Origin of the sequence: Kineosporia mesophila, from assembly GCF_021129235.1 — a bacterium.
Taxonomy (GTDB): domain Bacteria; phylum Actinomycetota; class Actinomycetes; order Actinomycetales; family Kineosporiaceae; genus Kineosporia; species Kineosporia mesophila.
Window position 1 is genome coordinate 91,687 of sequence record NZ_JAJOMA010000007.1, and the last position, 23,251, is coordinate 114,937.

At 70.0% G+C, this 23,251-nt stretch carries 17 protein-coding genes, 1 tRNA gene and 1 pseudogene; 6 read left to right on the top strand and 13 right to left on the bottom strand.

Annotated features, from left to right (window positions below; translation table 11 throughout):
• The first annotated feature begins 63 nt into the window (after positions 1 to 63).
• Together LR393_RS11925 and LR393_RS11930 are read left to right on the top strand one after the other, a co-directional pair.
• Positions 64 to 1,008, top strand: coding sequence for a diacylglycerol/lipid kinase family protein (locus LR393_RS11925; protein ID WP_231483917.1), 945 nt, complete (start codon positions 64 to 66; stop codon positions 1,006 to 1,008).
• Between the two features lie 130 nt (positions 1,009 to 1,138).
• The gene (locus LR393_RS11930; protein WP_231483918.1) at positions 1,139 to 1,330 is read left to right on the top strand and encodes a hypothetical protein; all 192 of its coding nucleotides are present in this window, start codon (positions 1,139 to 1,141) and stop codon (positions 1,328 to 1,330) included.
• Here the strand turns inward: LR393_RS11930 and LR393_RS11935 are convergent.
• The 6 genes from LR393_RS11935 to topA all read right to left on the bottom strand — a co-directional run bounded on the left by LR393_RS11935 (position 1,315) and on the right by topA (position 10,497).
• Positions 1,315 to 1,500: a hypothetical protein gene (locus tag LR393_RS11935; protein ID WP_231483919.1), complete on the bottom strand. Its 186-nt coding sequence runs from the start codon at positions 1,498 to 1,500 to the stop codon at positions 1,315 to 1,317. The two genes, LR393_RS11930 and LR393_RS11935, sit on opposite strands and share 16 nt — an antisense overlap.
• Before the next feature lie 110 nt (positions 1,501 to 1,610).
• Positions 1,611 to 1,683: transfer RNA gene (locus LR393_RS11940), tRNA-Thr, on the bottom strand.
• A gap of 90 nt (positions 1,684 to 1,773) precedes the next feature.
• Positions 1,774 to 3,360 carry an alpha/beta hydrolase gene (locus tag LR393_RS11945; protein ID WP_231483920.1) on the bottom strand — a complete coding sequence of 529 codons (1,587 nt, stop codon included), beginning with the start codon at positions 3,358 to 3,360 and terminating at the stop codon, positions 1,774 to 1,776.
• 75 nt (positions 3,361 to 3,435) lie between these two features.
• Positions 3,436 to 4,662, bottom strand: coding sequence for a DNA polymerase III subunit delta' (locus LR393_RS11950; RefSeq protein ID WP_231483921.1), 1,227 nt, complete (start codon positions 4,660 to 4,662; stop codon positions 3,436 to 3,438).
• Complete coding sequence (tmk, locus tag LR393_RS36330) at positions 4,659 to 7,421, bottom strand: dTMP kinase (protein ID WP_231483922.1); 2,763 nt, start codon at positions 7,419 to 7,421, stop codon at positions 4,659 to 4,661. Before tmk ends, LR393_RS11950 begins: the two co-directional genes overlap by 4 nt.
• 277 nt (positions 7,422 to 7,698) lie before the next feature.
• The gene (gene topA / locus LR393_RS11960) at positions 7,699 to 10,497 is read right to left on the bottom strand and encodes a type I DNA topoisomerase (protein ID WP_231483923.1); all 2,799 of its coding nucleotides are present in this window, start codon (positions 10,495 to 10,497) and stop codon (positions 7,699 to 7,701) included.
• A gap of 614 nt (positions 10,498 to 11,111) precedes the next feature.
• On the opposite strand from topA, the gene LR393_RS36335 reads away from it, so the two are divergent.
• From LR393_RS36335 to LR393_RS11980, 4 genes are read left to right on the top strand one after another with little or no spacing between them, the layout of a single operon-like run.
• Positions 11,112 to 14,861 (top strand): nitrate- and nitrite sensing domain-containing protein, encoded by a 3,750-nt coding sequence (locus LR393_RS36335; RefSeq protein WP_231483924.1) that lies wholly within the window; start codon positions 11,112 to 11,114, stop codon positions 14,859 to 14,861.
• Positions 14,858 to 15,280, top strand: a complete 423-nt coding sequence (locus tag LR393_RS11970) for a roadblock/LC7 domain-containing protein (RefSeq protein WP_285599128.1) — start codon at positions 14,858 to 14,860, stop codon at positions 15,278 to 15,280. The genes LR393_RS36335 and LR393_RS11970 overlap by 4 nt, the downstream gene beginning before the upstream one ends.
• A gap of 13 nt (positions 15,281 to 15,293) precedes the next feature.
• Positions 15,294 to 15,674, top strand: a complete 381-nt coding sequence (locus tag LR393_RS11975) for a DUF742 domain-containing protein (protein ID WP_214153235.1) — start codon at positions 15,294 to 15,296, stop codon at positions 15,672 to 15,674.
• Positions 15,655 to 16,230 (top strand): GTP-binding protein, encoded by a 576-nt coding sequence (locus tag LR393_RS11980; protein ID WP_231483925.1) that lies wholly within the window; start codon positions 15,655 to 15,657, stop codon positions 16,228 to 16,230. The genes LR393_RS11975 and LR393_RS11980 overlap by 20 nt, the downstream gene beginning before the upstream one ends.
• Before the next feature lie 21 nt (positions 16,231 to 16,251).
• Here LR393_RS11980 and LR393_RS11985 read toward each other — a convergent pair whose 3' ends face one another.
• The 7 genes and pseudogenes from LR393_RS11985 to LR393_RS35235 form a co-directional block, all read right to left on the bottom strand.
• On the bottom strand, positions 16,252 to 17,796 hold the full coding sequence (locus LR393_RS11985; protein WP_231483926.1) for a DUF7059 domain-containing protein: 1,545 nt from the start codon (positions 17,794 to 17,796) through the stop codon (positions 16,252 to 16,254).
• Between the two features lie 102 nt (positions 17,797 to 17,898).
• Positions 17,899 to 20,325, bottom strand: coding sequence for a sodium-translocating pyrophosphatase (locus LR393_RS11990; protein WP_231483927.1), 2,427 nt, complete (start codon positions 20,323 to 20,325; stop codon positions 17,899 to 17,901).
• A gap of 284 nt (positions 20,326 to 20,609) precedes the next feature.
• The gene (locus LR393_RS11995) at positions 20,610 to 21,011 is read right to left on the bottom strand and encodes an ATP-binding protein (RefSeq protein WP_231483928.1); all 402 of its coding nucleotides are present in this window, start codon (positions 21,009 to 21,011) and stop codon (positions 20,610 to 20,612) included.
• 128 nt (positions 21,012 to 21,139) lie between these two features.
• A pseudogene (locus LR393_RS12000) lies at positions 21,140 to 21,469 on the bottom strand (STAS domain-containing protein); the annotation flags it as partial.
• Positions 21,470 to 21,673: 204 nt separating this feature from the next.
• Positions 21,674 to 22,567 carry an Rv3654c family TadE-like protein gene (locus tag LR393_RS35230; RefSeq protein WP_331282937.1) on the bottom strand — a complete coding sequence of 298 codons (894 nt, stop codon included), beginning with the start codon at positions 22,565 to 22,567 and terminating at the stop codon, positions 21,674 to 21,676.
• The gene (locus LR393_RS12010; RefSeq protein ID WP_231483930.1) at positions 22,564 to 22,968 is read right to left on the bottom strand and encodes a TadE family type IV pilus minor pilin; all 405 of its coding nucleotides are present in this window, start codon (positions 22,966 to 22,968) and stop codon (positions 22,564 to 22,566) included. Before LR393_RS12010 ends, LR393_RS35230 begins: the two co-directional genes overlap by 4 nt.
• A complete protein-coding gene (locus LR393_RS35235; protein WP_269327107.1) occupies positions 22,968 to 23,210 on the bottom strand; it encodes a DUF4244 domain-containing protein in 243 nt (80 codons plus the stop codon). Before LR393_RS35235 ends, LR393_RS12010 begins: the two co-directional genes overlap by 1 nt.
• Positions 23,211 to 23,251 lie beyond the last annotated feature (41 nt).

Sequence of the window (23,251 nt, forward strand, 5' to 3'; positions counted from 1 at the left end):
CTAACTACCGTCCGGGAGATCTGCCTCCCACGAACAACCCCTGGGGGTACAAGAGTGCACGCCATGACATCAAGCGTGGCAGTGGTCGTGAACCCGACCAAGATCGACCTCGACGACGTCCGGGAGGTCCTCCAGGAGGAGGCCGCAGCCGCCGGCGTCGAGGATCTTCGCCTGCTGGAGACGACCGAGGACGACCCCGGTTTCGGGCAGACCCGCGAGGCGATCGAGGCCGGCGCCCACCTGGTCTGCGCCCTCGGCGGCGACGGTACGGTACGGGCCGTGGCCCAGGCCCTCGTCGGCGCCGACGCTGCCCTCGGCCTGCTGCCCGGCGGTACCGGCAACCTCCTGGCTCGCAACATCGGTATCCCCTTGGACGACCTGCGTAGGGCCTTCCGGGTGGCACTCACCGGGCAGGCTCGCGCCATCGATGTCGGCTGGCTCGTGGTCGAGCCCACCCCGGCTCAACAGGAGCAGACCCCGCCGTCTCCGGCCGACAACGTGCACTGCTTCGTGGTCATGGCTGGGCTCGGCTTCGACGCCCAGATGATGGACGACGCCCCGGAGGCATTGAAGGACAAGGCCGGCTGGGCGGCGTACATCGCTTCGGCCGGTCAGCATCTCGGCGACGACGGCTTCGGGTTGACCCTCGGGCTCGACGGCGAGACGAGCACCTACGAGGCCGCGCGCACCGTTGTCGTCGGCAACTGTGGAGAACTCCAGGCAGGCATGGTGCTGCTGCCGGACGCCCAGATCGATGACGGCCTCCTGGACGTGGCCGTCCTGACTCCCAAGAGCCTCGGCGGGTGGCTGGCCGTGGCGGCGCGTGTGCTCACGCGTTCCGGCGACGGCCCGTCCGTGCAGCGGCAGCGCGGGCGCGATGTCACCCTCCAGGTCGTCCCTGCCCAACCGTGCGAGGTCGATGGCGACGTCCTCGGTGAGGCTTCTTCAGTGCGCCTGGTGATCCAGCCCGGGTGTCTCGTCGTGCGGGTGCCGGTGCCGGCCGGCTGAAGACGCCGGTCGGTGGCCGGGTCGGGGCCACCCGCGGCGAGCCTGAACGCGATCGAGGACGGGGAAGTCACCCAGGAGCACGTCAAAGTGTGGCGGGTGGGAATGGAGCTGGTCAGGAGTCTGATGATCTTTGCTGGATGTGGGGCGTGGTGGCGTAGAACGGCGGCGGTGCTGGATCTTCCTGACCTTCATCGAGCCCAGCTTCGGGATCAGCAGTAGCTCGATCGTGTCCCGGGTGCTGTCCGCGGTCGTCAGCTCGTGGTCGGCCACCTCGACCCAGCGGCGCAGGAGCGTCTCGACCGTGGCCTATCGGTCGGGGTGAGTCTCGGCCTCGACCTGTTCCAGGAGCCGAGCCTGGGCCTCCGGCGCCGAGACCTGGGACCCGCAGGTCTCACGTGGGTGACTCTTGTTCCCGGTGATCGGGTCTTTGCCCGCGTACACCGAGACCCGGAAACTGCCGCTCGGGAGCTGCTCGATATATCCGGTTGCCATGCTCGGAAGGTAGGTCCGTGGTTGCAACGGATTCCACGCCAGATTCCACAGGCAAGATCAGCGAACACAAGAAAGCCCCAGGTCATCGATCTGACCTGGGGCTTTGCCTGAGCCACCTATCGGACTCGAACCGATGACCTGCTCATTACGAATGAGCTGCTCTACCAACTGAGCTAAGGTGGCGCCTCGCCAAACCGGTAGCGAACCACCAGTGCGACGATGCAAGAGTATACGGGCTTTGCGGAGTGCGTGTGACCGGCCCGCCGCTGGGGCCTACTTACAGGTCGTTCCGTCGGGCGGCAGGGCTCCGGTGAGCATGTAGTCCTCGACCTTCTCGTCCACGCAGGTGCTGCCCTGGCGGTAGGCCGTGTGCACGGTTCCCTGCCAGGTCAGCAGGTGGCCCGAGTCGAGCTGGGAGGAGAGGGCCTGGGCCCACTCGTACGGGGTGGCGGGGTCGTCGACCGTGCCCAGCACCAGGATCGGGGCCGCTCCCTGGGCGTGCAGTTCCTTGCGCTCCATCACGGCCTTGTACGGCCACTGCGAGCAGCCCAGTCCACCCCAGCCGATCGAGCCGCCCAGGGGCGGGAACTGCTTGTTCAGCTTCTCCGCGGCCTCGGCGATCTGGTCGGGGGTGCGGGTCTCGGGCACGTCGAGGCAGAAGATGGCCGGGTTCGCGGCCAGGGTCTGGCCGTAGGAGCCGTTGTCGGTGCGCTCCAGGTACGCGTCGGCCAGGGTGAGCAGGCCGCTGCCGTCACCCGAGACGGCCTGGGTCAGCCCGGTCGTCAGCATCGGCCACAACTGCTGCGCGTACAGCGCCTGGGCGATGCCGGTGAGCATGAGGGCCTGAGTCAGAGGACGCGCGGGGTCACCGGTGTCGAGCGCGCTGGAGTCGGTGCGGTCCACCAGAGTGGCGAGCTGGTTGAGCCCGTCGTCGACCGATCCCCGCAGCGGGCAGTCCCCACCGTCCTGGCAGTCCGTGACGTAGGCCCGCAGCGCCCGGGAGAAGCCCTCGGCCTGGCCGGCCACGTACTCCTCGGCCGTGGTGGAGGGGTCGATGGCGCCGTCGAGCGTCATCCGGCCGACGCGCCACGGGAAGCTCTCCGCGTACCAGGCGCCGAGATAGGTGCCGTACGAGGCGCCGTGGTACGAGAGCACCTGGTCGCCGAGGAGGGCGCGCAACACGTCCATGTCCTTGATCGTGCTCAGCGTGTCGACGTGCTCGAGCAGGTCGTGGTTCGTGTTCGCCTGGCAGGCCGCGGCGAAGTCCTTCGACCCGGCGACCGCGGCGTCGATCTCGGCCTGGTCGTCGGGGGTGCTCTCGGACGACGTGTACTTGTCGTACTGCTGGTTGTCGTAGCACTTGACCGGGTCGGACTCGCCGACCCCGCGCGGGTCGAAACCGACCACCGCATAACTGCGCAGGATGCTCTGGCCGAACGCCTGGCGGGCCACCTTCGCGTAGTCCAGACCGGAAACGCCCGGGCCGCCCGGGTTGACCAGCATCGAACCGATCGGGTTGTCGCCCGAGGCGGGGAGCCTGTTCACCGAGATGTGGATGGTCTCGCCGGTGGGGTCGTCCCAGTCGGTGGGCACCTCGTACTTCATGCAGGTGAAGCCGTCGCCGCAGTCCGACCAGGTGACCTTCTGGTCGTAGAACTTCGAGTACTGCGCGTCTGTCGCGGGATCGGTGACCCCCGAGGGCACCTCACCGGGACTCGGCAGGGCCGTCGGGGTCGCCGTCGAACCACCGTCCGACCCGGAACTGGGGAACGAACACGATGCTGTGCCCAGAAGGGCCACCGTGAGGAGGATCAGGGACCGGACGGCGGGTCGGTGCTCCCGCCGGTCGCTGCGGAACATCGCACTCCTCGGCATAACTGGTGATCGACCGGACCAGAACGCTATCGGACCCCGCTGGGCCACGGGGGCGGTACATCAGGCGGCGGGGCGCAACTGCACCATCAGTGACTCCAGAGCCATCAGTGGTGACACGTTCGCTTCGATCCGTTCCCGGGCCACCCCGATCGCCTCCATCCGCCGCAGCGTCGCCGTGGCCGAACTATGCCGGGCCTCCGCCTCGATCAGCTCGGCCATCTCGGCGTTCACCAGCTCGATGCTGTCTTCCCGCCCGTTCGCACCGAGCTGCAGCACGAGGACGTCGCGGTACAGCGAGAGCAGGTCGATCAGGGAGCGGTCGAGCACGTCACGCTGGGCCCGGGTGGCCCGGCGCTTCTGGTTCTCTTCCAGCTGCTTCACCTGCGTGCGCACGGCCGGGGGCAGGGTGGACAGGCCCTCGGCACCGAGAGACCGCAGCAGGGTGGACTTCTCCTCGGCGTCGCGTTCGGTGGTACGAGCCTTCGACTCCTCGGCGCAGACCTCGACCAGCTGCCCGGCGGCCAGGACGGCGGCCCCCACACTGCGCAGGGTCGAGGGCAGTTTCAATACCTCACGGCGGCGAATTCGCGCGGCCTCGTCGAGCGCCAGCCGGCGGGCCAGCCCGATGTGGCTCTGCGCGGAACGGGCCGCGAAGGCGGCGATGGCCGGGTCGGCGCCGTCGCGGCGTACCAGCAGGTCGGCAACCGCGGCGACCGGCGGGATCCGCAGGCCGATACGGCGGCACCGCGAACGAATAGTGGTGAGGACGTCGTCGGCACCCGGGGCGCACAGCAGCCACACGGTGCGGGGCGGGGGTTCCTCGATCGCCTTGAGCAGTACGTTGCCCGAGGAGTCGTTGAGTCGATCGGCGTCTTCGATGACGATCACCCGCCAGCGGCCCGCGGACGGGCTGCGCTGCGCGAGCTGGATCAACGGACGTACGTCGTCCACTCGCAGCTGCACGTGTTCGGTGGCGACCAGGCTGACGTCGGCGTGGGCCCCGGACAGTGACGTGGTGCAGGCGTGGCAGATGCCGCAGCCACCCTCGGGACACTGCAACGCGGCGGCGAAGGCCCGGGCCGCGGTGGAACGGCCGGAACCAGGTGGGCCGGTGATCAGCCAGGCGTGGGTCATGCCGCCGGATACGGCGGCGGCCTCACCGGCGTCTTCGGCCGAGTCGACGCCGAGCCCGCGCCCGGCCCGGACCAGTTCGTCGGCGGCGCCGACCGCTCGTCGCAGAATGCCGATGGCAGCTTCCTGCCCGACCACGTCGTTCCAGACACTCATGTCTGCCGCCGTCCGCGCCGGCGCAACGGGCCGGTCTCAGGGCTGTTCTCGCTGTCGAGAAGGACGATGGTGCGGTCGTCCGCCTGATCGTCGTCGGGCAGGTAGACCGTGTGCGGCGGCGCCTGTAAGTCCTGCTCAGGCTGGTACTGCGGATCAGACGGTTCAGACGGCGGCGGGCCCTGCGGCACCGGGTTGGTCTCGCCCTCGTACGACTCGAACGTCTCGTACGGCTGGGCCTGGGGGGTCTGGACCGGCTGGGTCAGGTCGGCCGGGGGCGCCCAGAGATCCTGTTCCTGCGGCTCGAACGACTCCTGGATCGGCTCTTGCACCGGCTCCTGGACGGGCAGGTGCCCGGTCAGCGGGTCGGTCGGCGGCTCGGCCACGCGGTGCCCCGGATACCGGCCCGGCATCTGCACCGGCTCGGTGACCGGCCCCAGCGTCGCGGCCGCCGCAGCCTCGCTGGCCCGCCGGTCGACCTCCTCGCGGTTGCGCCGGGACTCCTGGGCCCGCAGTTCGCGCTCCGCCTCTTCCTGGAGCTGACGTTCGGCCTCGTCCCGGGCCCGGCGCCGCGACTCCTCGCGCTCCCGGGCCTCTTCGACGCGACGACGGCGCAGGTCGGCATCCATCCGCAGGACCTCGGCCTCGGCCGACGCCCGGCGCTCACGGGACTGGTCCTCGTCGGCGAGCCGTTCGTTCAGCTCGGCCCGGCGGCGGGCCGAGACCGGCAGCACCTGGCGCACCCGCTCACGGATCAGCTGTTGCACCTGATCGGCACCCAGCCCGGCGTCGACGACCAGATAACGGTGCGGTGCGCGGCGGGCCAGAGCGAGGAACTCGGCCCGGACCCGGTCGTGGAAGTCGTCGGCGAGGGATTCGAGCCGGTCTTCGCCCCCGCGGGAGGCGTCGCGGGCCCGGCGGACCTTGCTGATCACCGGGTCGACGTCGAGCAGCACGGTCAGGGCGGGCACCAGGTCGTCGGTGGCCCACTGGGACAGGCGGAGCACCTCGTCGCCGTCCAGCTCCCGTCCGGCGCCCTGGTAGGCCACGGAGGAATCGATGTACCGGTCGGTGACGACGATCGCACCGCGCTCCAGCGCCGGCCGCACCACGGCCTCGACGTGGTGGGCCCGGTCGGCCGCGAAGAGCAGCGCCTCGGCCCGGTTACCCAGGTCGGAACCGTTGCTGAGCAGCACTTCCCGCAGTCGCACCCCGGCCGGGGTGGCGCCGGGCTCACGGGTGAGCACCACGTCGTGACCCTGGTCGGAGCGCAGCCAGTCGCCGAGCAGACGGGCCTGGGTGGACTTGCCGCTGCCGTCGCCACCCTCCAGCGCCACGAAGACGCCCGGATAGGTGGGCCGGGGCGCGTCGGCGGGGCGGGGACCCCGCGAGGACCGGAGGGCGCGCAGTTCCTGCAGCAGGCCGGTGCCCGGGCGGTCGTCCAGCCGCCGGTAGGCGGCCAGGCCCAGGGCCACCACCAGGACGGCGGCGATCAGGAAGACGAACGCGGCACCGTTGTAGCTGAGGGTGCGGGAGTCGGTGAAATGGATCGTGTGCCGGCCGATCACCGCGGCCAGGACCGGGCCGAGGGCCAGCACCAGCAGCAACACGACCCGGGAGGCCGCGGCCAGGAAGCTGAAGGTGCGGCTGCGCACGCTGTCGTCGACGGCGAGGCCGAGCAGCGTGTGCCCGGTGTTCCAGGCGACACCGCCGCAGGCGCCCAGGCCCACGGCGAGCAGAGCGGCCATCACCATGTTGGGGATCAGGGCGATCGCGGCCAGGAACAGCCCGGCGGTGATCAGCGACAGGCCGAACAACCGGAAGGGGGAGAGGCCGTCGGGCAGACGGGAGCCCGCTGCCAGCCCGAGGGCCAGGCCGAGGAAGACCGCGGCGAACAGCACGCCGTACCCGGGCTGACCGGCCCCCAGGTCGTGCACGTAGGTCTGGGAGAGACCGAGGACGAACCCGGCGGCCGCGAAGGCCCCGAGCATGCCGGTGACCAGGCCACGGGCGACCGGGACGGAACTGATCAGCTGCCGGCCGGTGGTGATGGAGCGGATCACCGACTCGTGCTCGGCGCTCTCACCCGGGCGGCGGCCGGGGACCGGCGCCCGTGAGGCCAGCCCGGCGGAGACGGCGAAGGCCAGGGCGCAGGCGTACAGGGCGAGGTCGACCGGGTGGGTGCCCAGCGTGGCGACCGCGTTGTCGAGCACCCCGCTGAGCAGGCTCAGGGCGGAGAACACCAGGGCCGCGACCGGGGCCGTGCCGTAGGTGATGGCCAGGTACCGGCGCCGGTCGGCCGGGGCCAGGGCGGCGACCGCCGCGCCCGCGGCCGAGGTCCACAGCAGTGCCAGTGCCCCGAGCAGGACGGTGGCGACGTAGAGCCAGGTGAGCGAGCCGAGCAGGGGGACGGTGACGATCACCGCGGCCCGCAGCACGTCGGCCGCGATCATGCCGACCTTGCGGTTCATCCGGTCGGCCAGCGCGCCCACCACCGGCCCGAGCAGCACGGCCGGGACGAGACGCAGCGCCAGCACACCGGCCACGGCCAGGTTGGTCTTCGCGTACGAACCGTCGGCCAGCGTGGCGGCCGACGCGATGACGGCGAGCAACCCCAGCCAGTCCGCGAAGGACGACGCCCCGAGCGCCGGCCGGAACCGCCGGAACGGTCCGGCCGCGACGTCGTGGTGCTGGTCAGGCACGCCGGTGTGGGACGGCCCGGCTTCCCGGCGCCCGTTCTCGTGCTGTCCGCTGGCTGTCACTCGGTCAGGGTAACGGCCACCCCGGACACTCCTGGGAAACGTTCACCCGTGCCGCCCGGACCGGCGCGTGGCGTTTTGAGCCGAATACGTTACGCACGCCCCTGATCGGCGTCCCCCAAAGAGTTTTCATCTCTGGAGGACGCCGATCAGCTCGGCACCGACGGCCGTGATCAGGCGATTGCCCGCCGGTCCGGGACGGGCCCACCCGAACCGGACAGCACCCGAACGAGACTCGGGCACCGACCGGGCGGACCGGCGTCCACAGTTACCGAATGCCTTACTCGGACGTGGCCTTCGCTGTTTTCTTGGCCGCTGACGAGGTCTTCTTCGCCGTGGTCTTCTTGGCCGTGGTGGTCTTCTTGGCGGCGGTCTTCTTGGTTGCCGTGGTCTTCTTCGCGGCCGCCTTGGTGGTTTTCTTCGCCGTCTTCTTGGCGCGCGGCGCGGCGGCCCGCTTCTCGGCGAGCAGTTCGGCGGCCCGCTCCAGGGTCACCGACTCCACCTCGTCACCCTTGCGCAGGGTGGCATTGGTGGTGCCGTCGGTGACGTAGGCGCCGAACCGGCCCTCCTTGATCACGATCGGCGACTTGGACTCCGGGTCCTCACCGAGCTCGCGCAGCGGCGGCGCCGCGGCCCGGCGGCCACGCTGCTTCGGCTGCGCGTAGATGACCTTGGCCTCGTCCATCGTGATCGTGAAGATCTGGTCCTCGGTCTCCAGCGACCGGGAGTCGGTGCCCCGCTTCAGGTACGGGCCGTAGCGGCCGTTCTGGGCGGTGACCTCCTCGTTGGTCTCCGGGTCGACCCCGACCAGACGCGGCAGGGACAGCAGCCGGAGGGCGTCGTCCAGGCCCACGGACTGCACGTCCATGCTCTTGAACAGACTGCCGGTGCGGGGTTTGGCCGACTTCGGAGCGTCGTCGGGCAGGATCTCGGTGACGTACGGGCCGAACCGGCCGTTGCGGGCCACGATCTCCCGCCCGGTGTCCGGGTCCTGACCCAGCTCACGGTCGCCGTCGGCCTGCGTCTCCAGCAGCTCGCGGGCCTTCTCCACGGTGAGCTCGTCCGGGGCCACGTCGTCCGGCACGCTGGCCCGCCGGGCCTCACCGTCCTCGCCCGGAACCTCCAGATAGGGCCCGTAGCGCCCGACCCGCAGCACGATCCCCTCGCCGAGCGGCACCGAGTTGATGTCGCGGGCGTCGATGTCACCCAGGTCGTCCACCAGCGGCTTCAGGCCGTGCATCACGTCCGGCCCGGTCGAGGGGGCGGCGTCGGAGCCGGCCGCCTGACCGTCACCGAAGTAGAACCGGGCCAGCCACTCCTTGCGGTCCTGCTCGCCGGAGGCGATCTGGTCGAGATCGGCCTCCATCGAGGCGGTGAAGTCGTAGTCCACCAGCCCGCCGAAGTGCTCTTCCAGCAGTCGCGTCACGGCGAACGCCAGCCAGGTCGGCACCAGGGCGTTGCCCTTGTGACCCACATATCCGCGGTCGACGATCACGCTGATCGTGGCGGCGTAGGTGGAGGGGCGGCCGATGCCCCGCTCCTCCAGCGCCTTCACCAGGCTCGCCTCGGTGTAGCGCGGGGGCGGCGAGGTGGTGTGACCGTCGGCCGTCAGGTCGCGGGCGTCGAGCTGGTCGCCGACCGCGAGTTCCGGCAGGCGCCGTTCGTCGTCGTCGCCACCGTGACGCTCCTCGTCACGCCCCTCCTCGTAGGCCGCCAGGAAGCCCCGGAAGGTGATCACGGTGCCGGAGGCACCGAAGACCGCGTCGCGTCCGTCGCCGGTGCGTGCTCCCAGACGGATTGTCGCCGTCGAACCCCGCGCGTCTTCCATCTGCGAGGCCACAGTGCGCTTCCAGATCAGCTCGTAGAGCCGGAACTCGTCGCCGCGCAGCTCGTTCGAGACCTGAGCCGGGGTGCGGAAGTGGTCACCGGCGGGGCGGATCGCCTCGTGCGCCTCCTGGGCGTTCTTCGATTTGCTGGTGTAGACCCGCGGTTTCGCCGGGATGTACTCCGGGCCGTACAGGTCCGTGGCCTGCTGGCGGGCGGCGTTGACGGCCTGGTCCGACAGCGTCACCGAGTCGGTACGCATGTAGGTGATGTAGCCGTTCTCGTACAGCGACTGCGCCACCCGCATCGCCTGTCGCGCCGAGAACCGCAGCTTGCGCCCGGCCTCCTGCTGCAGGGTCGAGGTGGTGAAGGGGGCTGCCGGCCGACGGCGGTAGGGCTTCTCCTCCACGCTGCGGACGTCGGTGGAGGCGCCGTCGAGCGCCCGCACCAGGATGTTCGCGGCCTCTTCGTCCAGGTGCACGACATCGGACGAGGTGAGCTGGCCGGTGTCGCTGAAGTCCCGGCCGGTGGCGACCCGGCGGTCGTCCAGGCTGACCAGACGGGCGCCGAACCAGCGTCCGGCCTGGGCGTGGCCCTCGGAGGCCGCGAAGTCACCGGTGATGTCCCAGTAAGAAGCGGTGCGGAAGGCCATCCGCTCGCGCTCGCGCTCTACGACCAGACGGGTGGCGACGGACTGCACCCGTCCGGCGGACAGGCCCGCCCGCACCTTGCGCCACAGCACCGGGGAGACCTCGTAGCCGTACAGCCGGTCCAGGATCCTCCGTGTCTCCTGGGCGTCGACGAGGCGCTCGTCGAGGTCTCGGGTCTGCTCCAGGGCGCGGCGGATCGCCTCGCGGGTGATCTCGTGGAAAACCATCCGGTGTACCGGGATCTTCGGCTGCAGAACCTGGAGGAGGTGCCAGGCGATCGCCTCGCCCTCCCGGTCCTCATCGGTGGCGAGATAGAGCTCGTCCGCGTCTTTCAGGGCCCGTTTGAGCTCGTTGACCTTCTTCTTCTTGTCCGCGTCGACCACGTAGTAGGCCTCGAAGCCGTTGTCCACGTCGACGGCGAACTTGCCGAAGGGGCCCTTCTTCATCTCCGGCGGCAGCTCACTGGGCTGGGGCAGGTCGCGGATGTGGCCGACACTCGCCTCGACGTCGAACTCCGGGCCGAGGTACTCGGCGATCTTCCGGGCCTTCGTGGGCGACTCAACGATCACGAGCCGCCTGCCGGTCGCGGTCTTGCTGGCGGCCACAAGCTCACCTTTCCTGACGCATTTTCCTGATGCTCACGACGACGCCCGCTCCCGGCGTCCGTAATTCCGGCAGCCGGGCCGGGGCAGATCCTTCAGATGCGGCTGCGGCGGGACGCTACACAACCCGCATCGGTGAAGCACCGTAACCCGACGGCGACCCTCGTGGGTGTCCACGGTCCCCGGCGGTGATCACATCGCCGTTGCGAGAGTGACACGCAAAGTGACGAGTGGCCACCCCCGGCCCAAACCGGCCAAGCCCATCCGGGTGTGATCAGCGTCACAACCGAAGCCACTTATGGGAGCTTGCCCAGGCCGGGGCTCATGGGCATGAGCCGCGATTCCTGCCCGGTTGCTTCGAGGCGCTAGGGTGATTTGAGCACGAGTGCGAAGAATAAGGCCCTCATGGCGGCAGTGCGGGTTGAGACCGGGTTCGTCGAAGGCCGGTATCGGGACGTAGCCTCTGGGCGAGACCTTCTGCCACGATCAGCACACGCTGGACAACGAGGTGGGTCGAAATGCCTGGGATTAGCCGTGTCGACGAAGACACGGAAAGATCACTGAGCGGACGGCCAGATTACCGGATGCCACTTGAAAGTGGCCGCAGGGAGGATCGCGTGCCGCGACACGGTTCGGTCGAACCGGGGGTCGACGTCGAAAGCGTCCCGGACGCGCCCCGTCGCTCGTCTATTGCCGGATGGTCCATCCGCCGCAAGCTGACGCTTCTGGTCACCATTCCGCTCGTCGTGCTGCTCATCGGTGGTGGCGTGCTGGTCGCATCGCTGGCCAGCACCTACCGGGATGCGCACACGGCGCGGCTCGACGCCGAGCTGATGGAGCCTTCGCTGCGCCTGAGCCGAGTGCTGTTCAACGAGCTCGGTATGCCCGGTGCGAAGACCGACAAGACGACGCTGACGAAGGCGCGCGCCGAGACGGACCGGGAGATCGATGCGATCCGGCCCAAGCTGGAAGATCTGGCCGACCGCGACACCGCCGGCTCGTCGCTCCCCACCAGCGCCAAGAACCTGCTGGCGCAGCTCGACAACCTCCCGGCCGTCCGCGAGACGGTCGACCTGCTGATCACCGAAGGCACGCTGAACAGCAACTCCGGTGTCAACCAGGTCTCCACTCGCACGGAGACCATGTTCGCCCTGGTCCGGCAGCTGCCGCAGGGCCTGGCCACGGACATCGCGGTCACGGCCAGCAGCCGCTCCACCATTGCCTCGGGAACGTTGTTCGCCAACGTCTCCCAGACCGGCTTCGCGTCGGCCGAGGAGATCGTCGTCTTCTCGAACGTGTTCACCGGGCAGGCCCTGGTCAACACCGACCGCATCCGTGAGCTCGAAGGCCTGATCGCGCAGCAGCAGCTCGGCCTCACCCAGGCCCAGCGAGTGGCTGACGCCGACCAGAACAAGCAGCTCCTGGCGCTGGGCAACCGCACGGCGGCGATGACCAGCTGGCGCGTTGCCCTCGAGGGCAACATCGGCAAGCGGGACGCCAACTTCGGTGACTCCTCCAAGTTCGCCGAGCTCGCCTCGAACCGTCTGGCCGAGATCGAGTCGGTCGCCACGGAGAGCGCCCGCACCACGCTGAAGTCCGCACAGGACTCCGAGACCGGTGCCCTCTTCCGGGTCGCCCTGGTCGCCGGAGCCGTGCTTCTCACCATCGTGGTCGTCAGCACGCTGCTGACCACGATCGCCCGTACCGTCACCGCTCCGCTCCGCCGCCTGCGCGCCGGTGCCGTCGAGGTCGCCAGCGTGCAGCTGCCGGCCGCGGTGGCCCGGATCGAGCAGGACGGTGTCGGCGCCGACATCTCGCTCCCGCCGGTGCTGCCGGCCAACTTCAACCCGGGTCCGGAAACCCTCGAGGTCGCCCACGCGGTCGACGACCTGGGTGCCGAAGCGGTCCGGCTGGCCACCGCGCAGGTTCGCCTGCGGCGCGCCCTGGACGAGGCATTCGTCAGCATGTCGCGTCGTAGCCAGTCGATGGTGGAGAAGCAGCTCGCCATCATCGACAGCCTGGAGAGCCAGGAGCAGGACCCGGACCAGCTGCGCAACCTGTTCCGGCTGGACCACCTGGCCGCCCGGATGCGCCGCTACAACGACAACCTGCTGGTGCTCGCCGGCTCGGCCGTGCGTACCCGTGCCACCGCACCGGTCAAGATCGCTGAGCTCTTCCGCGCCGCCACCTCCGAGATGGAGCAGTACGAGCGGGTCCGCCTGCAGCCCGTCAGCGGCGCCTCCATCGCCGGTACGGTCGCGGGCGAACTCGTCCACCTCCTGGCCGAGCTGCTCGACAACGCAGCGATGTACTCACCGCCGTCCAGCGCGATCGTGCTCTCCGCGGCCTTCACCGCCGACGGGGGTCTGCAGATCGAGGTTCTGGATGCCGGTGTCGGTATCAGCCCCGGTGAGCTCGACCGCCTGAACTCCCGCCTCACCCAGCCCGAGTCGATCGATACGCAGGTCCCGTCCCGCATGGGTCTCTTCGTGGTCGCCCGCCTGGCCCGTCGCGGCACCTTCGGGGTGCAGTTGCAGGCCCGGCCCGACGCCTCCGGCACGATTGCCCTGGTGCGGGTCCCGTCATCGCTGGTCATCGGCGCGCCGGGTGGTACCGGCGAGAACCCGACCGGTGCCCACCCGACGATGCGGCCGCTCACCCCGGCCGCCGGGATGCCCCGTCCGCAGCTCCCGCAGAGCCCGGGCAACCAGGGTCAGGGCAACTACGACACGTTCGGCGCGATCGGTATGACCGACCAGCTGCCGCAGCGAGACCAGCAGCGCGAGCAGCAGCAGCGTGACCAGAGTGCGCTCTCGGCCGCCGCTGCCGCCGCCGGGGTCGCAGCCCAGGCTGCCGCCGGTGTCCGCTCGGTCGCCGACACGGACGACTCCGAGCTGCCGCGTCGCCGCCGGGTACCGGGAGGCCAGAACGCGGGCCTGCCGCCCGAGGCGAATGCCATCCCGGAGACCGGCTCGACGGGTCTGTTCACCCCGAATGTCCCGGCCGCCGCCGGGGAGTCCGGCGAAAACGGTGTGGCCAACCGTGGACAGGTCAAGCCGCAGTCCGGTTTCGGTCAACCGGCTCAGCCGGGCCAGCTGGGTCAGCCCGAGCAGCCGGCCTTCAGCTTCGGCCAGCCGGAGCAGCAGCCCGCCTTCGGGTTCGACCAGCAGGAGCAGAGCGGTTACAGCCGCCCGCCGCTCCAGCCCGGTCGAGGTGGCCACTTCACTCCTCCTCCGCCGGAGACCACGCCGGGCGGGATCCCCAGCCTGCCTACCCGCACCCCGGGTGAGCGCACGCCGCAGCCCCCCAGCGGGTTCGGCGCCCAGGGGCTCCTGAGCCCGAACAACCCGAGCAGCTCGAACAACCAGGGCAACCAGGGTTTCGGCCAGAACAACCTCGGCCGGAACAACGGCGCGACCCCGGCTACGACCGAGCAGGGCTTCGGCCGCCGCGACCTGGGCTTCGCGCCCCGGCCGGGGCAGCCGCTGGGCCAGCAGCAGGGTCCGGGCACCGAGAACCGTCAGGCGCCGCCCCGTCCGGCCCCGTTCGGCACGGGCGACAGCACGCCGGCGGCCGGAATCTCCGGTCTGCCCGGTCTGGCGCGGCGTCCGATCGAGAGCGGCCCGGCGACCGGTGCGCAGAGCGTCACCGACCCGCTGTCGGCTCCGACCGGATCCTTCCGCGCCGCCCCCAACCAGGGGCTGCCGACCGGTGAGATCTCCCAGGGCTGGCAGGACGACAACCTGCCCAGCGAATTGGCGGCACGCGCCTCGGCCGCGGCGGCCTACCGTCCGGCCGAGACCCCGGCGCCGCTGATCGGGGACGGCCCTGGAACCGACTTCGATGACCCGACCCCGATCTTCGACCAGATTTCGGTCTGGTTCAGTTCGGAGCCGGCGCAGGCCGCCCCCTCGATCTCCGTCGAGAACGGCGACCAGCGGATCATCGATCTGCGCGACCACGAACGGGAGCGCAACAAGCAGTCCAGCCGCTGGGCGACGCTCGGGGACCAGCGATGGCTGGCCACGAACGCTCGTGCAGCATCGGCCCCCGAGACGGACGGCCGCTCCGAGGCGGGTCTCCCGACCCGTCGACCCGGTGCCAACCTCCTGCCTTCGACGGCAGGGTCAGTCACCGAAACCACACCGGCGCGTTCTCGTCCGGTGGCGCGAAGCCAGCCCGCAGACGCAACTGTCGTCCGTGGCCGGCTGGGCAGCTACCAGCGTGGTCTTGCCAATGCACGTAAGGCACGGGCGAAATCAGACCCGGCATCGGCCTTCAATCCGGTCGGTGCAAGCCTTTTCACCACCAACAGCGACGGCGGTGCCGATAATGGCTCCTCCGCAGAGCAGGGAGGGGACCAGTGAGCACGGGCACCGGCACCGACGTCACCTGGCTGGTCGACGGGTTCGCACAGCGGGTACCAGGAGTGGCTCACGCTGCCGTGGTCTCGGCCGACGGTCTTCTGGTGGCGAGTTCCGCAGGGCTCCCACGTGACCGAGCCGACCAGTTGTCCGCAGTGGCCTCCGGCCTGGGCAGCCTCACGAACGGCGCGGCCATGTGCTTCGCCGCGGGTGCGGTTGTTCAGACGGTTGTCGAGATGCAGGGTGGATTCCTGCTTCTCATGGCCATCTCGGACGGCTCATGGTTGGCAGTTCTGGCGGCTCCGACCTCCGACATCGGACTGGTCGGATACGAGATGACGCTTCTGGTCGACCGCGTCGGCCAGCACCTGTCGCCGGAGATCCGTCACAACGGCCACGGCGGCTCGCTGCCACAGATGTGAGCAGATTGCCGAGATGACCGATTATTCAGCTCATGAGGGCGGGGACCCGCCACCGTCGATGGTGCGTCCATACGCCAGAACCGGTGGGCGGACCCGCCCGGTGCACGACCTCGATCTCGAGGCCCTGGTGGTGACCACGGTCACCGGTCAGGACCCCGGAATGAACGACTTGCTCTCGCCGGAACACAGCACGGTGATCGAGTTGTGTGAGGGAACGATCTCCGTCGCCGAGATCGCTGCCCGACTCCACACCCCGCTCGGCGTGGCCCGCGTGATCATCGCGGACATGGTCGAACTGGGTCTGGTCGAGGTGCTGTCCACGGCGAACGCTTCTGGTGACGAACGTGATCCAGCTTTCTTGAGGAGGGTGCTCAGTGGCCTTCAGCGGCTCTGAGACCAGGGCCACCCGATCGACGAAGATCGTCATCTCGGGTGGATTCGGTGCGGGCAAGACCACGTTCGTGGGTGCGGTGTCCGAGATCATGCCGCTACGGACCGAGGCCGTCATGACCTCGGCGAGTGTCGGCGTCGATGATCTGACGGCCACGCCGAACAAGACCACCACCACGGTCGCCATGGACTTCGGTCGTATCAGCATTGACCAGGAGCTTGTGCTCTACCTGTTCGGCTCCCCGGGGCAGAACCGGTTCTGGTTCATGTGGGACGACCTGGTCCGTGGTGCGATCGGGGCGGTGGTCCTCGTAGACACCCGTCGACTCGAGGACTGCTTCGGGCCGATCGATTTCTTCGAGGCCCGCAACCTTCCCTTCGTGGTCGCGATCAACGCCTTCGACGGTCTGCTCCGGCACCGTCCGGAGGACGTCCGCGAGGCGCTACAGCTCAGCCAGGACGTTCCCGTCCTGGTTTGTGACGCACGGGAGCGGGAGTCTGCCAAGCAGACCCTGATCTCGGTGGTCGAGCACGCTCTGGCGACCTGGAGCCGGGCCTAGAAACCCGGCCCCAGGGCCAGCTCAGACGGTCGGTTCCAGCAGACCGTCCCGCACGAGATTGCGGGCATCGCTGAGCAGCTCGGTACTCAACGCCTGACCGTCGACCTCCAGCAGAGATGCCAGGGCGGCGATCAGGCGGCCCACCGGGATGTCGCCGGAGCATGCTCCGACGAAGCCCGCCAGAGCGGTGCCGGCCTGCACCACGCGGCCGGCCCCGCCGCCCTGCCTCAGAAGGATCACGCTCGGGTCTTCGGCCCCGGGCAGATGATGACGTTCTTCGGTGACGTCCGGGGCCACCTTCAGCATGGCCGCGAGCAGGGCATCGTCGTCGTGCGCGGCCAGCCAGTCCTGACGCTCCAGTGTGGAGATCACCTCGTCGCCCCAGGGCAGACCCGGTCCGCTGCGGCGTTCCTCCACCACGCGCAGCCGCGGCTCCCCGGACTCCGGACGCCGCAGCGTGATCAGGCCGAACCCGACCCCGTCCACACCCCGGGACGCGAAGTCGGACAGCCACGCGGCGTACAGATCGTCGGCATCCTTCCCGAGGTGCTGCCCGGAATCGCGGATCCAGGTCTCGGCGTACTCGGCGGGGTCCTGCCACTCACGCTGCACCACCCAGCCGTCCAGCCCGGACGTCTCCAGCCAGGACGACACCCGGTCGGTCCAGCCCTCGTCGCGGCGCCCCTCCCAGTTACCGAGGAACTGCGCGACGCCGCCCGGGGCGAGCACGGTGCCGACCGACTCGATCAGGTGCCGCACCAGATCGTCCCCCACCATCCCGCCGTCGCGGTACTCGAACGTGGCGGCCGGGACCGAGCGCGGGGTGATGACGAACGGCGGGTTGCTGACGACGAGGTCGAACAGCTCACCGGCCACCGGCTCGAGCAGGCTGCCGGGCCGTCCCTCGAGCACCGCGCCGGGCACGGTGCCGGAGTTGAGCGCCCAGTTGATCCGGGCCAGGTGCAGAGCCCGGGCGGAGATGTCGGTGCCGATCACGTGCTGGGCGTGCCGGGCGGCGTGCAGGGCCTGGATGCCGCAGCCGGTCCCGAGGTCGAGAACCCGTCCGGTCGGCCGGCGGATCGTGCAGCGGGCCAGGGTGAGGGAGGCGCCACCTACGCCGAGCACGTGGTCCTCGTTCAGGGGATGTCCGGTGGCGACTTCGGAGAAGTCCGAGATCAGCCACCAGTCGGCCGGTCCGAGTGCGTCCACGGTCGAGTAGGGGCGCAGGTCGAGCAGGGCCCGGACCGGGTCACCCGGGTCGTTACCGGCCGTGGCGATCAGCCCGAGCTCGGCCAGGCCGGCCAGGCCGATGGTGGGTACGGCCGGGGCCAGGCGGGCCGCCGGTACCTCGAGACCGAGCAGGAATACGGCGACCAGGGCGGCGAGGGGTTCGTCCGGGTGCTGGGAGACCACGATGCGTGCCGGCAACGTCTGCTCGCGCCCCAGAGCGGCCTGCGCCACGGGGCCGAGGAGATCGTTGACCGCGTCCACGGTGAACCCGGCCAGGTCGGTGCGCAGCCGCCCGACCAGTTCGCCCGTGCGGGGGTCAGTGACGTCAGCTGTCATGCCTGAGTTTCTACCTCAGAGCGGATCACGGCGGATCAGGGCGGACACGACACCGGCCCCGCGGGCTGATCGCCCGCGTGGCCGGTGTCGGTCAGGAAATGCTTACTGCGTGGTGCGGCCCGTGGACGCGGAGGGCGCGGTCTCGTCGACGTCCACCGTCTGGGCGACCGGACGACGTTCCACCGGGCTGGTCACCGACGTGGCCGGATGGCCGGCCGTCACCGGCGCACCCGCGCCGGTCGACGTATCGTCCCCGTAGTCGACCGTCCGGCCCTTGGTGATGACCAGGGCGATCACGATGATCACCACGGCCACCCCGGCGATCGTGTAGCGCAGTCCGGCGGAGGCGTCCTGGCCCACGCTGAGCTGCACGACGGCCGGTGCGATCAGCACCGCGACCAGGTTCATCACCTTGATCAGCGGGTTGATGGACGGTCCCGCGGTGTCCTTGAACGGGTCACCGACCGTGTCACCGATCACCGCGGCCGCGTGGGCCGGAGAGCCCTTGCCACCGTGGTTGCCGTCTTCGATGATCTTCTTCGCGTTGTCCCAGGCGCCACCGGCGTTGGCCAGGAACACCGCCATCAGGGCACCGGCCCCGATGGCCCCGGCCAGGTACCCGGCGAGCGGGCCGATGCCCAGACCGAAGCCCACGGCGACCGGGGCGAGGGCCGCGAGCAGACCGGGCGTGGCCAGCTCGCGCAGCGAGTCGCGGGTGCAGATGTCCACCACGCGCCCGTAGTCCGGCTTCTCGCTGTAGTCCATGATCCCGGGGTGCTCCCGGAACTGGCGCCGCACCTCGACCACGATGGCCCCGGCGGCCCGGGTGACGGCGTTGATGGCCAGACCGGAGAAGAGGAAGACCACCGCCGCACCCAGCATCAGGCCGACCAGGGTGTTGGGCTGGACGATCTCGAGACTGAAGCTGCGACCGAGTTCGTCCAGGGCCACGCCGCTCTCGGCGAGCGCCGTCTGCCAGGCATCGGTGTAGGAACCGAACAGGGCGGTCGCCGCGAGCACGGCCGTAGCGATCGCGATGCCCTTGGTGATGGCCTTGGTGGTGTTTCCGACGGCGTCGAGCTCGGTGAGGATCTGCGCGCCCTCACCGTCCACGTCGCCGGACATCTCGGCGATGCCCTGGGCGTTGTCGCTGACCGGGCCGAAGGTGTCCATCGCGACGATGACGCCGACCGTGGTCAGCAGGCCGCAACCGGCCAGCGCGATCAGGAACAGCGACAGCCAGACCGAGACGCCGCCCAGGCTGAAGGCCAGGAACACGGCGCCCGCGATGACCGCGGTGGTGTAGACCGCGGATTCCAGGCCGAGTCCGATGCCCGAGAGCACCACGGTCGCCGCACCGGTCGTGGTGGTGGCCGCGACGTCCTTGGTGGGGCGCTTGTCGGTACCCGTGTAGTACCCGGTGAGCCAGAGGATCACGCCGGCCAGGACGATCCCGACCATCACCGCCGCGAAGGCGATCAGGCGGGGGTTGCCCTCCAGACCCTGCACGACAGTGTCGCCGCCGGTGAACTCGCCGAAGGACGAGGGCAGGTAGGCGAAGGAGGCGATCCCGCAGAGCACGGCCGAGACCACGGCCGAGATGCCGAAGCCCCGGTTGATGGCGGTCAGACCGCTCTCACCGGGCCGGGTGCGGGTGATGACGACACCCAGCACCGCGGTGAGCGCGCCCAGGGCGGGCACGATCAGCGGGAAGACCAGGCCCTCGACGCCGAAGGCGGCCTTGCCGAGGATCAGTGCCGCGACCAGCGTGACGGCGTAGGACTCGAACAGGTCGGCGGCCATACCGGCGCAGTCACCGACGTTGTCGCCCACGTTGTCCGCGATGGTCGCGGCGTTGCGCGGGTCGTCCTCCGGGATGTTCTGCTCGACCTTGCCGACCAGGTCGGCGCCGACGTCCGCGGCCTTGGTGAAGATGCCACCACCGACGCGCATGAACATCGCCAGGAGGGCGGCGCCGAAGCCGAAGCCCTCCAGGACGGAGGGGGCGTCGCCGCCGTAGAGCAGCACCACGGACGAGGCCCCGAGCAGGCCCAGGCCGACGGTGCACATGCCGACGAATCCACCGGTGCGGAAGGCCAGTTGCATGCCTCCGTCGCGGTCACCGTTGCGCGCGGCCTCGGCGACGCGGACGTTCGCCCGGACCGCCAGGGACATGCCCAGGTAACCGATGGCGGCGGAGAAGAGCGCACCGATGATGAAGAAGATTCCCCGGCCGATCCGTACCTCCGTATCCCCGGGGAGAAGGAAGAGGACGATCAGGACGAGGACGACGAAGGCGGCCAGGGTGCGGAACTGCCGGCGCAGGTAGGCGGCGGCGCCCTCCTGCACGGCAGTGCCGATCTCGACCATGCTTCTTGTGCCGTCAGGGGCCGCCAGGACGAGCCGGCGGAACGCCGCCGCCACTCCGAGCGCGATGATCGAGATCACGAAGACCACGACCACCAACGTCAGATTTCGTCCCTCGAGATTCACATCTGCCGTAGTGGTGGCAGCCAGAGAGCCTTGCATCCGTCCTCCTCGACGTGCGCAGACGACCCCCTTCACCCGTCGCGGGTGGGAGGTCTCCAGTGCAGGCGACAGGGTGGAACGGGGCGGTGGCTTGCGTGGGACGCCTGACCTCCGGCGGAAGTTCCCACTCCGCGGAGTCTATGTACTGTGATGCGCGCCACCAAACGTCTGACGCGTGGCTCTTTTCACTTTGGGTGGATTTGCCCGTTTTAATATCGCCGAACTGCCGGGTTCAAAGCGGGTAACAGTGGACGTGGATCGCTGGCCGACGTCGCGTGGTCGGGTTACCGGTCGGGATCGAAAGGTGCTGCCGGCCACCACTCCAGGTGCACCTGGGCGCCGGAAATGCCCTGATGGGTGCGAACCTCGACGTAATCGGCCAGACCCTCGATCAGGGAGAGCGACACCTGCTCGGGCTCGGCCTCGGGTGCCGGGGCGATCTTCGCCGCGTCGGTCACCTCGACCACGAGGCGGGGACCGGTGTCGTCCACGAACATCGTCACCGGCTCGTCGCAGTCGGCCGCGTCGCAGCGCCGCACGGCCCGGGCGCAGGCCTCGCCCACGGCCAGGCGCAGCTCTTCCAGGTCGTGCGTGAGTCCGGCACGGCGAGCCACCGCGACGGCGACCAGCCGTGCCGTGCGGACATATTCGGCGGCCGGCGGGAACCGCAGCTCGACACCGGCCACAGGCGTTCCCGACCCGGACCCGGTTATGGCGTGCCTCTGGAGGACTCCCCGTCCGGCGGGCCGTCGAGCGACTTCTCGGTGGTGCTGTCGAGCGAGATCGTGACCGGCCCGGGATCGCCGGCCGGTTCGGCCAGTGCCTCCTCGAGTGAGGCGTGGATCGGGAAAACCTTGGTCAGCCCGGTGATCCGGAAGACCTTGAGAATCTTTTCCTGGTCGCAGACCAGTCGCAGCGAGCCGTCGTGCGAGCGGGCTCGTTTCAGCCCTCCGACCAGGACCCCGAGCCCGGTGGAGTCGAGGAAGTCGACCCCACCCATGTCCACCACCAGGTGGTACTCGCCGTCCGTGACCAGCTCGTTGAGCCGTTCCCTCAGGGTGGGAGCCGTGTACACGTCAATCTCGCCAGCCACGCTGATGACCGTCTGGACACCTTCGCGCCGTGTCGCCACGGTGAGCTCCACATCGCCTCCCCGGGAAATTCTGTGCCCGTATCGCGGTGTACGAATCTGTTGTTCAGCCCTCGCCATGGGGGCGCGCCTCCGGCATTCAATCATCTGACGGTCACTCCAATGGTCCACACCGCCCACTGGGTGTCACCAATTTGGCGGACAAGTTCCCCCGCCCCTGGGCCAGGTACCCGTTCCACCCCTGATCCTTGCGCTCGCTCAACCCGTTCGGGAGTCCATCGGTGCAGGTCCAGGCCCCGCCCGTGCGGTGCAGTAAACATTTCGGTGCAGTCCCGGTGCCTCGACCGCGACGCTCACGACGACCGTCCCATCTCTTCCGGGGACGCATCGAGCCAGCCGGGCACCGTTCGCCGTCGCGATGCGGGCCGCCGCCGAACAGCCCGAGGGAGAGTCCACGGCGGCCAGCGCCGCCAGGTCGGCGGCCGCCGCGGCCCGATGACGCGCCGACACCGCCGAGCCGAGGGTGAGCACGACCGTCATCAGCAGCGCCGCGGTGGCGATCAACGCCAGATGCAGCACCGTCCCCGACCCCCGGTCATCGAAGACGCGGACGGGCGGAGAGCTCCTGGACGGTGCGCAACCGCCCCGGCGCCCCCCGGCGCCCGGCTCCGGCCGGAGAACGGCCTCAAGGCCCGGACAGGACGGGGAGCTGGGGCTCGAACCGGGCGCGGGTCGGGGGTTCGGGTGGGGCGCAGCGCCGGGGCCTGAGCCGGGCGCGGGCCGGGGGCTCGGGTGGGACGCGGCCTCGGGTCTGCGATGAGGCGCCGTGCCGGTGCTGGAGGGAGGTGAGATTTCGGGACCGGGACGACCCGCTGCAGCAGGATCCGGACGAGAAACGGGGCCGAGGTTCTGGTGGGGTGGGACAACGGGGTCCCGAGAAGTCACAGCGCCGGGGTTGAGGTGAAACGAGGTGTCCGGGCCGGGACGAGGCACCACTTCATGCGCCGGGCGCGATACGGAGCCCTGTCGCCGGCGGGGCGATGCCTCCGGGGTTCGGTGAGGTGAGAGGCCATGATTCCGGCGGCTCGCTGCCCCCGGGGCGGACCCGGAACCTCGGTCACCGCTGATGGTCGTGCTGCTTCTGATGGTCACGGGCCGGCCTCCGGTTCCACCTGGGCGGTGTTCTCCGCTCCCACCGTGAGGTGCGGATGCCAGGGCAGGGGCAGTGACACCTCGTCCGACACCCGCACTGTGACCGAGTCGGTTCCGTTCGACACGTCCACCTGTGCTCCCTCCGGGCCGACGGCGGTCGCGGCCGGCCGGGCGTCGTCGTGACGGGCCGCCGCCCGCGCCCCGGCCCGAGCGGCGTCGATGCACTGCAGCTGTCTCACGCCGGCCGTGGCGGCACTGAGGACGGCCGTCAGGAGAACCACGAGAACCGGCAGGAGAAGAGCGAACTCGGCGGTGACGCTGCCACGGTCCGGCCGGGCGGTGCCCGCGGCCGGGCGGGCCGGGGTGATGTGCTCATCACCCCGGCCGTCCAGTTGATTCATCAGATACTCAGCGCCTTCTGGATGATCGCGAGCACCAGGCCCTTCACCGCGCTGCTGCGGATGATGGCCAGCAGAACGCCCGCGAAGGCGCAGGCGGCGAGCATCGTCATGGCGTACTCCGCGGTGCTGGCGCCCCTCTCGCGAGTCGGCCGGGTGGATCCGACGGACTCCCGGCAGCGGAGCAACCCGGCCGAAAACCATTCCTGAAAGCGGTGAGCCGACGAAATCGTGCTCAGCTGCATGGCTGTCCTCTCCCCGTGGCCGGTGCCCCCGGCCGGGTCGG